The organism is Bradyrhizobium sp. (genome assembly GCF_027451485.1).
In the GTDB taxonomy this organism is placed as follows: domain Bacteria; phylum Pseudomonadota; class Alphaproteobacteria; order Rhizobiales; family Xanthobacteraceae; genus Bradyrhizobium.
On sequence record NZ_DAIDJE010000091.1, the window covers coordinates 1 to 10,318 of the forward strand.

Sequence of the window (10,318 nt, forward strand, 5' to 3'; positions counted from 1 at the left end):
TGGGCGCGCTTGCGCTCGCGTTCGGCGCCGACGGCGAAGGCGGCGCCAGCGCGCGATTGGGCATTGTGAATTTCGTCGGCGGTGAATGGCATTCCCGGCGCGGCGGCCTGATCGACCGCCGCATTGTCCTCGATATCGAGCTTGCCTCGCGCGAGGAGGGCGGACCTGTGTTCGATGCCGCCGGCGGGTGCCTCGGCATGTCGACTTTCGGGCCGCGCGGCCGCGTGATCGTCATCCCGCATGCGACGCTCGCGCGCGTCGTGCCGCAGCTTGTCAACGAAGGCCATGTCGCGCGCGGCTGGCTCGGCGTCGCGTTGCACGCCGTCGCGGTCCCCGATGCCTTGCGCGAGAGCGCCGATCAGAGCAGCGGAATGATGGTGATGTCGGTCGTCGAAAACGGACCGGCCGCGCAGGCGGGCATTGTCGCCGGTGACATCATCCTCAGCGTCGATGGCATATCGGCAAACCGGTTCAGGAAGCTGGCGCGCTATTTCGGCAGCGACAGCATCGGACGCAAGGCGGATGTCCGCCTGATCCGCGGCGGCGCAGTCATCACGGTCCAACCCACCATCGCTGAACGGAGTGCCGCGTGAGCGAAGTGGCGAATGATATCGCATTTGCCGGCCGGCTGCGGGTGGCTGTCCGCGCCGACGACCCGCTTCGCCGCAAGCTGCTGTGCAAATCCGTGACGGAAGCGGGCCATATGGTCGTCGACGAGCACGACATGGCCGACATCGTGCTCGCCGACGGCGGCCGGCCGCCGCAAGAGGTTCGCAACGTGGTTGGCCTCGGCATCGCCGATGACCGTCTGCGCGGCGCGCTGCCGCGTGACGCGGATGCGCGGCAGATCGATGCGGCCATTCGCGCGGTCGCCGCCGGGCTGATCGTGCGCGCGCCGCCGTCTCGCGACAGCGGATTTGGCGCGATGCGCGAGGCCGACGGCCATGCCTTGCTCACGCCGCGTGAGCTTGAGGTGCTTGCCGCCCTTGCCGAGGGGATGACCAACAAGGCGATCGCGCGCCGGCTGGACATTTCCCTGCACACCGTGAAGTTTCACGTCGAATCGCTGTTCCGGAAACTTGGCGCGCGCACCAGAACCGAAGCGGTGGCAAAGGCGGCCGAGCGCCGTCGCAGCGATGTGGTTATGCTTTGAGGACGGAGGCCAATGGATCCTTTACGCCAGCGGCGATCGGGACGCTGTCGTGCAGCACCGTTCCGAGGTTGGACGCACCCGCGCCGCAGGAAATCCGTGTTCAACTGATCGTCATTCGACCTCTACCGATTGATCAATATCCTGAGCGCGCGATGTTGATGCGTGCGGCATTGTTTCGCTGTGCCGCGTGCAAAAATTGATATAATTGTCGCGCCATAATGACAGACGACCCAACAGGCTACGCAATATGAATGCTTCGGAACGGAACTCTTCTGCACCCATCGATCCCATCAAACTCGACCGTCTGGCGGAAGTCGCGATCAAGGTCGGCTTGAGGCTCGAGCGCGGACAGAACCTTCTGGTGACGGCGCCGACCGTCGCACTGCCCCTGGTGCGCAAGGTCGCCGAATACGCCTACAAGGCCGGCGCGGGTCTCGTCACTCCGATCCTGTCGGACGAAGCCATCACCTTGATGCGCTACCGCTTTGGTCCGGACGAGAGTTTCGACCGCGCGGCCGACTGGCTCTATGAGGGAATGTCGAAGGCATTTGCGGCCAATACGGCGCGGCTTGCCATCGTCGCCGATAATCCGATGCTTCTGTCGGGCGAGGATCCGGCAAAGGTGGCGCGCGCCAACAAGGCCAATTCGATCGCCTACAAGCCGGCGCTGGAGCGCATCGTCAACTTTGACATCAACTGGAACATCATCGCCTATCCGTCGCCGTCATGGGCCAGACTGGTATTTCCTCAGGACGAAGAAAATGTCGCGGTCGCCAAGCTCGCGGACGCGATCTTCTCGGCATCCCGCGTCGATCGGGATGATGCCGTCGCGGCCTGGCAGGCGCACAACGAAATATTGCGGGAGCGCAGGGAATGGCTGAATGCGCAGCGGTTCGGCGCGCTGCATTTCTCCGGCCCCGGCACCGACCTCACCGTCGGGCTTGCCGATGGACATGAGTGGCAGGGCGGCGGCTCGACGGCAAAGAACGGGATTACCTGCAACGCCAACATCCCGACGGAAGAGGTCTTTACCACGCCGCATGCGCGGAGGGTCGACGGGCACGTGGTGAGCACCAAGCCGCTGTCGTATCAGGGTTCGTTGATCGAGAATATCGCGGTGCGGTTCGAGGAAGGACGCATTGTCGAAGCAAAGGCCTCGCGCGGCGAGCAGGTTCTCAACAAGGTGCTCGATACCGACGAAGGCGCGCGCCGTCTCGGCGAGGTAGCGCTGGTGCCGCATTCATCACCGATCTCGAAAAGCGGATTGCTGTTCTTCAACACCTTGTTCGACGAGAATGCCGCCTGTCACATTGCGCTTGGCCAGTGCTATTCGAAATGCTTTGTCGACGGGACGAAACTGCCGGCGGAGCAGATCGCAGCGCAAGGCGGCAATACCAGCCTGATTCACATCGACTGGATGATCGGTTCCGACAAGATCGACATTGATGGCCTGTACGCCGATGGTCGCCGCGTGCCTGTATTCCGGAAAGGCGAGTGGGCCTGAACGAAGCTGTTCCTGATCGCGACCGGAACGAGGCGAAGCGGTGTTTAACCGAACCCGCTAAGGAAAGCTTAAAAGTTTGTTATTAGCGTGCGCCCCAAACGTCGCCGGCGCAGTCCGGCGCAGTTCAACGGTTTTTTGGGGAGCGCAGATGGCACTGATCGAAACCGGCAGCACCGCGGTCAAACTGATGTCGAGGCCGATCGAGCCGTCCTGGATCATCGAAGGCAATCCGGTCGCGCAATCCTGCGTGCTGTCGCAAAGCTCCGACGGCCTTGCTTCCACCATCGTGTGGGAGTGCAGCGAAGGCAGGTTCAACTGGTACTACGATTTCGACGAAACCATCCTGATTCTGGAAGGTTCGATCGTGCTCGAAAGCGACACGATGCGCCCGACCCGTTATGGTCCCGGCGATGTGGTTTTCTTCCGCGACGGCGCGCATGCGCGGTGGCATGTCGAAGGTCGCGTTCGCAAGCTCGCCTTCTGCCGCACCACTCAGCCCTTCATATTGAGCTTTGCCGCGCGGGTGTTCAACAAGATCAAACGCGTCATGTTCTTGTCCGAGAAGCGGGCGGCGCCCGGCCTGGCTTCGACCTGAGCTTACCCGGTCGCGAGGTCTTCCTGGTATCGGTCGAGCTTCAGCCTGTAGACGTTGGTTGCCGTTCCCGAAAACAGCGCATTCTTCTCCGCTTCAGTCATCGAGGCCGCAATACGCTTGAACGCGTTGAAGATCACCTGATAGCTGCATTGTCCCTTGTCGGGAGGGAAATTGCTCTCGAACATCGCACGATGCGGCCCGAACGCATCGATGCAGGTCTCGATATAGGGCCGCCATGCTGCGGCCAGTTCTTCCGATGTGGGCGGCATCGGTCGTTCGTGAAAATCATAGCCAAGCAGGCACATTGCCAGCCCGCCGAGTTTCACGACGACGTTGGGACATTTGGCGATCTCGCGGATCGAGGTCTTCCATCTGGTGAAGATTTCCTGCCGGCGGTTGGCATATTGGCCGGTGCCGGCCGGCCCGCCGCAATGGTCAAGTACGATCCTGGTGTCCGGAAATGCGCGGGCGAGGTCCGTCAGTTCGCCGATTTGTGGATGGAACAGCCACGCGTCGAAGCTCAAGCCGAGCGGCGCGAGGTGCGAAAAGCCTTTGCGAAATGTCGAGTCCAGCAACAGGCCTTTGGGCCGCGTCGCGTACATGTGCGCGACATTCGGATCGGAATCCCACGCCGCCGAATGCCGGATGCCGCGGAAGCGGCCTTGACCTGCGGAGATTTCCGCCTCCAGCACCGGACGAGCAGCCTCGCCCAGCAGGAGATCGACATGGCCGACGATGCCGGCGCAGACCGCGGCGGGTCCATAGCCGCCGCTTGCGCTCATCGCAGCAACGCCGTTCGCAAACTCAACCTCGCCGACGGGACGAAGAGCTTCCGGCCCCCTGACGCGGTACATCGACCGCGCCTCGACATAGACCGTTGCAATGACGTTGTGACCGGAAGCGATATCCGAGGTGATGTCGTCAAGCAGATAGCGCTGGCCGCCGCGATCCCACAGATGATGGTGCGGATCGACGATCAGGCGGGCCGGATCGAGCACTTCTTCTTTACGCAACGCAAGCCAGTCGGGCCGCGGATCTGCATAAAGACCGCTTCGGATGGAGGGCGATGTGCTGGCGACCATTGCTATTTCTCTCCCGGAATGCACTTTCCTGACTACACGCCGCGAAGAATGATGACCGTAGGCCTCTCGGGCAAGCTATCTCGCGAGATCGTCAGGCTGCGCTCGCTTCGCTCGTCGATATCGAATTGCTGGCCAATCCGCCGCATGAATTCGTCGAGCGGCGTGGCGAAGCGGTGCATCGGCAGGACGACCGAAGCGCGCAATCGCCTGGTGAGTTCCGAGATGCCGTCCAGCGACATGGTATAGGTGCCGTCGATCGGAACCATCACGATATCGAGCCGGCCGATCGCGGCAAAATGGCTGTCATCGAGCTGGTGGTGCAGGTGACCGAGATGGCCGATGCAGAGGCCGGCGACTTCGAAGATGAAAATGGAATTGCCATCCTTGATCATCTTGTCGGTGGAATCATCCATGAAATAGCGGCGAATGTCCGTGGTCACGTTGCGGATGAGGACGTCGCCGATGCGCTCGTTGACCCGTGCTGGACTGCCGTCGTCGTTCCAGCCGTGCAGGACATGGGGAATGCGGGGATCGGGAAATAAAGTGTAGTGCGTCGAGTGTGCCCGGTTCATTGTAACGACGTCGGGCAAGCGGCCGGTGGTGTAGGCGCCGCTGAAGTCTGTCGCGATCCGCACGCCGCCGGGCGTATCGATGTAGTAGGTCGAGTGACCGGCATAGGTGATCGTGACCTCATCGGCCTTGGCGGCCATCCGGCGCAAAGACACTGGCCTCGCGAGAAGCGGGGCTTGCGCCATCGCCAGGCATTCGCTGTGCGGCGGAGCGTTCTGCGCAACCGCGGGCGAAATCGAAAGACAGAAAAGGCCAAGGACGAGCGCAGCAAGCCGCAACATGGAAGGCCAGGATCGGGACATTCGCGAGCTTCAGCTTAGCGCCGAAACCGGACGCGGTCACGGGCCGGTATCGCGCATGTCTGGTGCGGTGCTGAAGCTGTTACGATGCGATTTCGAAACCGCTGGTTGTTGCCCTTTTTTCGACTTGAATTTGACAGTGTTTCGCTTCGTTCCGAAGGAGATTCCTCTAATCGCGCCGCGGGCTGAACTTCCAGGTCGCCGCGAGAAGGGCGGTGGTCATCAATCCCGTGACCAGGGCGGCTACCGGAAGGGACAGCGCCAATACCGAAGTCGCTGCCCATCCAATCGAGGAGAAGGCTTCCGCGAAAGTGGCGAGCCGTGACGAGGTCTGGCGGCGGCGAAACTGGCTGCGGCGCGCCTGAACGCGGAACCAGAGCTGAATTGCGGTGGCGGAAGTGGCAGCGATCATGACGCCGACCGCGGTGACGGCGGCCTGTCGCGGGGAAGCAAACAACAGCGCAATGACCAGCGGCGCGAACAGCGCGCCGATCACGAGCAGAACCACCTCGATCTTGGCGCGGATCAACCGCGACGGCGGCAGCGGCCCGGTTTTTACGAGATCTGGCGCGTCCTCGCCTGAGATGGTGAGCCAGCCGAGACCGCCGGCGAGCTGTCCCGCCGCCATCACAATCACGGGCGTGATCAGGACAATGGCGAGCGAACTATCGTTGAAACTTCGCCACAGCAATACGGCGGGTGGTATGAGGTAAAGCAGCTGCATCAGGCTTTGCGAAAGCAACCAGGGGTCGCGGCGCAGCAGCAACAGTTCCTTCCGTCGCAACGCCTGTTGCCGCGACCCGGATCGAAATGATCGTGTGTGAGAGGTGCGGCGGTTGGCTACGACTCCCGTCGAGGCGCGCACGGCCGTATCCGCAAACTCGGCCGAAAAGATCACCATCACGGTGCCCAGCAAGAAAAACCCGCATGCAAGCAAAAGCAAGAGGGCCCTGCCATCCCCGAATGCTGCGTGGACTGGCCACCAAACGATACTCTCGGGTGCCGGCGCATAGCTTGCAGCGGCGTCCGAAGTGAGAGCCGCAAAGCGCGACAGCGTGCCGTACGACAGGATGGCAGCAATCTGTAGCGCGATGACAAAGCCGGCGCCGATGGCGGCAGCGAGAACCTGGGCGACGAACCGGGTCCGGCGCGGTCCGATGGCGCGGAACAGCAGGATGGTCACGGCAATGGCGACCGCCGCGGCAGAAAGGCCGATTGCCATAACCACACCATAGAGCGCAAGCCAGCGGAGGCCGCCGCCGAAGACCAGCACATCGATGAATGGCGTTGCGAGCAACATTGCCATCGCGGTGACCGTCAATGCGATCGCCGCAAGCCGTATCGAAAAGACACGATCGAGGGTGACCGGCGACGACATGATGAGATCGAGGTCCGCGCGGGCGTAGAACGCCCGAGTGACCGATTCGATTGCCTGCGAGAGCATCAACGCCCAGGCAAGGAAAATACTGGCGGTGATGACGATCATTGCCGATTTGTCGAGCGGCAGGCGAAGCGTGGCGTACCGTCCGATCACGGCATAGGCCGGTACGTGCAGAAGCGCGCCGAAAACAACGAGCCCGATGATCACAGCGCGGCGGCGACGCTGGCGTCCACCCGTCATCATCCCCAGCCATTCGCGCCAGGCGAGGCGGATTTCGTGGCTGGCAAACCAGTTCAAGGCTGCTGCGGTCATGCCGCCGCTGGCTCGCGGTCGACCAGTGCGACGAACACGTCCTCGAGGCTGGTGTCGGTTCTGCCGTTCTGTTGCCGAAGTTCGGCGAGTGTCCCTTCCGCAACGAGTCTACCTGCGGCGATCACGCCAATGCGGTCGGCCATGCGCTCGGCGACTTCCAGAATATGCGTCGTCATGATGACGGTGCATCCGTTTCGCACGCGCTCGCTGAGCAAGGATTTGACGTGGCGGGCCGACAGCGCGTCGAGGCCCGTCAACGGCTCGTCGAGAATGATCAGTCGTGGATCGTGTACCAGCGCGCCAGCGAGCGCGACCTTCTGGCGCATGCCCTTGGAAAATCCCTCGCAGCGGTCGTGCATATTGGCCTCCAGGCCGAGCGAGACAAGCAGTTCGCGCGCGCAAGGCTCGGCGACAGCGGGGTCGATGCCCCAGAGGCCTGCGACAAATTCGAGATATTCCAGCGGTGTCAGCTTGTCATAGATCATCGGCTCGTCAGAGACCCATGCCGTGACCTGCTTGGCCGCCACGGGATCGGCGAGTGCGTCGATCCCGAGGATCGAGATCGACCCTGCATCCGGCCGCAACAGCCCGGCTACCATGCGCAGTGTCGTTGTCTTGCCGGCGCCATTGGGGCCGAGCAGGGCGTAGAATTCGCCGGATCTCACCGTGAGGTCGAGCGCATCGACCGCCGGCCGATCAAAACGCTTTGTTAACCCTCGCAACTCGAGGGCCGAACGATCGGAAGCCATAATGCCGGACGATCCTGGTTGCTACTCTTGATGACCATGAACCGGAAACCGTTTCGGCGCGGTGAATCGGACTAAGAAATTGTTATGTGAGGCACGTTGCGATCAAGGGCCGCTGAGCGCGACGCCGACTTCCACGGGCTGCATGGTCGTCGAGCTGCAAAGCCAGTCGTTATCTCTTTTTTGGAACGCGAACGACTTCTCGATGCGCAAACGATATCCGACCTGAAATTGCTCGCGGCTGCCGGGCGTTGCTTTCGGCTTGCCTGAGTTCAAATCCCAGCAGGTACCGGTACAGGCCGATGCTATGGAACTACAGGCGGTGAAGGGAGAGAGCACAACCATCTCGACGGCGCTGGTTACTTCCGCGCTGCTCTCACCCTTCTTGCTGTCGACATCCAAGACGCGGTTCACGGCAACAAAATTGCCGCATGCGCCGGCCAGATGGATCTGCGAGACGCAGAAGTCGACCGCATCGGCGTTCGGTACGGGCGAAGCGTGCTGTCTCCCGAACAGCTTCTTCGGATCACCGGCGGCCGCAACGACTTCCGAGGTCTTTCGATCGAAATATTCGGACAGGCACGCCGCGGAAGAGGAAAGCTCCTGCAGCGGAACATTGTCCTTGTTGTCGATCGCGCATTTCCGGTCGCGCTCGCGGGTCCATCGCTCGAATTCATCAAAGGCGGCCCGCGCGTCGTCGTCCTTGAGTTTGGTGATCAGCCTCATCGTTTTTTCGTTGAGATCCTCCTTCGCTAGCGCCAGCGTCGGATCGCTACAGATCAGCGCGCCGGCCGCCGTATGAACGGCGAGGCAGTCGAAATTCGGGTCGGTAAGCACCGCGATCCGCTCTTTGGTCTCCTGCAGCAGGCAGTCCCTGACCGATCCGATGCTCTCGCTCCTGATCGGCTGCCGCCCGAGAATACCACAACTGGAATTGCGATCGCGGATCCACTCGGCATTTTCCTCGATCGCAAGGCGCCGGTTTGGAAGTCTGCTCAGGCGTTCGGCAATAGCATGGCTGAGCTTGACGCCAACGGCGTTGAGCTCGCCGTCGCCGCAGAAAATCTGATCGGCCGGCGCTTTGATTTGTTCGCAGTGGTTTGTGACGAAGAGCGGCAGCATATCGGTGATCGGCCGGCTGGAAGCTGCCGGATCGTCCGCGTGCGCTGGCCATGCCAGGCCGATCCCGATCGTCGCAACTGTCAACCACAAGGTACCCATTAAGGCACGCATCCCGATCTCCCGAGCGGAAAAGCAAAAATGATTACCTGAGCCATGGTAACTTGTCGGCCCTTGCAGCGAAATGAAAATTGCCAGTGGCATCAGGTTTGCCATAATTTGATGTCCGCCGCAGCCGATGATACCGTGCGCCCTATCGTCAAGGTGGAGCGGCTCCTTCCGCGTTTCTCCCATATGACTCTTTGGATAACGAGATTTGAAGCATGACGTTTCGGTTTGGCGCGTCCGCGCGCGGATTGCTCATCGGTGGTATCCTGCAATTCGGCTTGATGTCGGCCTTTGCGCTGGTGGCGGACGTGCGTGCCGAGAAGCTCGTCGATCCCAGCGCGGTGGCGCCTGAATATAAAGCCGCTGCCGAAAAGCGCCGCGCGGAGCAGCTCAGGCTATTCCAGTGCTCGAAAAAGGCCGATGAAGCCAAGGTGACGCATAGGGACCGTGCCGCCTATGTCAACGCGTGTCTCGACAAGTAAGCTTCTTGCCAGGTGAAGTCCGAGCCGCAAATGTTTGCGGCGGACGCTGTTCCGGATTTCTGGCGATCAGTTCGATGACGGGATTGGATCCGCCGAGGCGGCAACGTTGACCGGCACAGAAGAAATGGACTGCTGTTTTGCCTGCGCCGATGGCATCGGCTCATCATAACGCATGACGCCACTGTCATCGATCACGAACAATGGCCGATGATTGCGCAGGTCGACGTCCTCGATCATCGCCATCCGCCGATTATCGAGCGTCAGCCAATGGCCGTCCAGCCGCGCGAGCACCACGGCGTGATCCTCGCCGCGCGCCAGTTCGCGCAGAACGACGATCTTGATATCGTCAGCCGAGACGCCGGCCATGCGAAGGGCGGCGAACTTGGCAATGGCGTAGTCTTCGCAATCGCCCGCACCGGAGGCAAAGGTATCGAGCGGTGAACTCCAGACGTCGACCCGGCCATATTGCGCCAAGTCGCTCGTCGCCTTGATCGCCAGATTGATCGCACGATTGATCTCGCCAAACCGCGCGCGGCCTTCGCGCGTTCTCGCCGAATCAACGATGGCCAGCAGTTTCAGAGCGGCCGGCGATACGCAGCGCTCGCGGTCGCCGTCGCAGAGCGCAAGCTGCACCATATCGTCTTCGAGCTTGCGTTCGAGACCGTTCCATTTGTGGAGCAGACCGCCGGCGGAGAGCTTGGTCGCGGACAGCCCGAAAGGCTGAGCCGACTTCCGGATCAGATCCAGCGAGCCCGGTGAAATCAGGGTACCGGCGTCGGCCGCAAATCCTGTTCCGACCAAGGCCCATACAAGAGCGACCGCCCGCCATGCCCGCCCGGTGTTGAAGTAACCCATTCGACGCCCCTTTCGCCCGGGCATCGGCAGCCCCCTGCAGGTGCGCGTGACCGGGTCATTGGGACGGATGATGACCGGGGCTGTTTTTATTCTGCTTAAGGACCGGGCCCCG

At 61.8% G+C, this 10,318-nt stretch carries 11 protein-coding genes; 5 read left to right on the forward strand and 6 right to left on the reverse strand.

Translation table 11 applies throughout. The features are described 5' to 3' along the window. The 4 genes from NEZ08_RS11945 to NEZ08_RS11960 all read left to right on the forward strand — a co-directional run. Nucleotides 1-593: S1C family serine protease (locus tag NEZ08_RS11945; RefSeq protein ID WP_298107066.1), on the forward strand; the 593-nt coding region annotated here is incomplete at its 5' end. After that, a complete protein-coding gene (locus NEZ08_RS11950; protein WP_298107068.1) occupies nt 590-1,153 on the forward strand; it encodes a response regulator transcription factor in 564 nt (187 codons plus the stop codon). The genes NEZ08_RS11945 and NEZ08_RS11950, both read left to right, overlap by 4 nt. A gap of 247 nt (nt 1,154-1,400) precedes the next feature. Then, nucleotides 1,401-2,657, forward strand: a complete 1,257-nt coding sequence (locus tag NEZ08_RS11955; protein WP_298107070.1) for an aminopeptidase — start codon at nt 1,401-1,403, stop codon at nt 2,655-2,657. 148 nt (nt 2,658-2,805) lie between these two features. Continuing rightward, on the forward strand, nt 2,806-3,252 hold the full coding sequence (locus tag NEZ08_RS11960) for a cupin domain-containing protein (RefSeq protein WP_298107072.1): 447 nt from the start codon (nt 2,806-2,808) through the stop codon (nt 3,250-3,252). Between the two features lie 2 nt (nt 3,253-3,254). On the opposite strand, the gene NEZ08_RS11965 is transcribed toward NEZ08_RS11960, so the two are convergent. The 5 genes from NEZ08_RS11965 to NEZ08_RS11985 form a co-directional block, all read right to left on the reverse strand. Then, nucleotides 3,255-4,334: an amidohydrolase gene (locus NEZ08_RS11965; protein WP_298107074.1), complete on the reverse strand. Its 1,080-nt coding sequence runs from the start codon at nt 4,332-4,334 to the stop codon at nt 3,255-3,257. 32 nt (nt 4,335-4,366) lie between these two features. Then, nucleotides 4,367-5,185, reverse strand: coding sequence for an MBL fold metallo-hydrolase (locus NEZ08_RS11970; protein ID WP_298107083.1), 819 nt, complete (start codon nt 5,183-5,185; stop codon nt 4,367-4,369). A gap of 187 nt (nt 5,186-5,372) precedes the next feature. Beyond that, nucleotides 5,373-6,896 (reverse strand): permease, encoded by a 1,524-nt coding sequence (locus NEZ08_RS11975; RefSeq protein ID WP_298107076.1) that lies wholly within the window; start codon nt 6,894-6,896, stop codon nt 5,373-5,375. Next, entirely contained in the window at nt 6,893-7,645 is a 753-nt protein-coding gene (locus NEZ08_RS11980) for an ABC transporter ATP-binding protein (RefSeq protein WP_298107078.1), read from the reverse strand. The genes NEZ08_RS11975 and NEZ08_RS11980 overlap by 4 nt, the downstream gene beginning before the upstream one ends. A 102-nt stretch (nt 7,646-7,747) precedes the next feature. Next, nucleotides 7,748-8,875 carry a hypothetical protein gene (locus tag NEZ08_RS11985; protein WP_298107080.1) on the reverse strand — a complete coding sequence of 376 codons (1,128 nt, stop codon included), beginning with the start codon at nt 8,873-8,875 and terminating at the stop codon, nt 7,748-7,750. 209 nt (nt 8,876-9,084) lie between these two features. On the opposite strand from NEZ08_RS11985, the gene NEZ08_RS11990 reads away from it, so the two are divergent. Further along, entirely contained in the window at nt 9,085-9,351 is a 267-nt protein-coding gene (locus NEZ08_RS11990) for a hypothetical protein (RefSeq protein ID WP_298107082.1), read from the forward strand. A gap of 66 nt (nt 9,352-9,417) precedes the next feature. Here NEZ08_RS11990 and NEZ08_RS11995 read toward each other — a convergent pair whose 3' ends face one another. Next, complete coding sequence (locus NEZ08_RS11995; protein WP_298107085.1) at nt 9,418-10,206, reverse strand: transglutaminase-like cysteine peptidase; 789 nt, start codon at nt 10,204-10,206, stop codon at nt 9,418-9,420. Between the last annotated feature and the right edge of the window lie 112 nt (nt 10,207-10,318).

Excerpts from the sequence above, each read along its gene's own strand:
- NEZ08_RS11955 (WP_298107070.1), top strand. The coding sequence starts at position 1,401 with ATGAATGCTTCGGAACGGAACTCTTCTGCACCCATCGATCCCATCAAA.
- NEZ08_RS11960 (WP_298107072.1), top strand. The coding sequence starts at position 2,806 with ATGGCACTGATCGAAACCGGCAGCACCGCGGTCAAACTGATGTCGAGG.
- NEZ08_RS11965 (WP_298107074.1), bottom strand. The coding sequence starts at position 4,334 with ATGGTCGCCAGCACATCGCCCTCCATCCGAAGCGGTCTTTATGCAGAT.
- NEZ08_RS11970 (WP_298107083.1), bottom strand. The coding sequence starts at position 5,185 with ATGTTGCGGCTTGCTGCGCTCGTCCTTGGCCTTTTCTGTCTTTCGATT.
- NEZ08_RS11975 (WP_298107076.1), bottom strand. The coding sequence starts at position 6,896 with ATGACCGCAGCAGCCTTGAACTGGTTTGCCAGCCACGAAATCCGCCTC.
- NEZ08_RS11980 (WP_298107078.1), bottom strand. The coding sequence starts at position 7,645 with ATGGCTTCCGATCGTTCGGCCCTCGAGTTGCGAGGGTTAACAAAGCGT.
- NEZ08_RS11985 (WP_298107080.1), bottom strand. The coding sequence starts at position 8,875 with ATGCGTGCCTTAATGGGTACCTTGTGGTTGACAGTTGCGACGATCGGG.
- NEZ08_RS11990 (WP_298107082.1), top strand. The coding sequence starts at position 9,085 with ATGACGTTTCGGTTTGGCGCGTCCGCGCGCGGATTGCTCATCGGTGGT.
- NEZ08_RS11995 (WP_298107085.1), bottom strand. The coding sequence starts at position 10,206 with ATGGGTTACTTCAACACCGGGCGGGCATGGCGGGCGGTCGCTCTTGTA.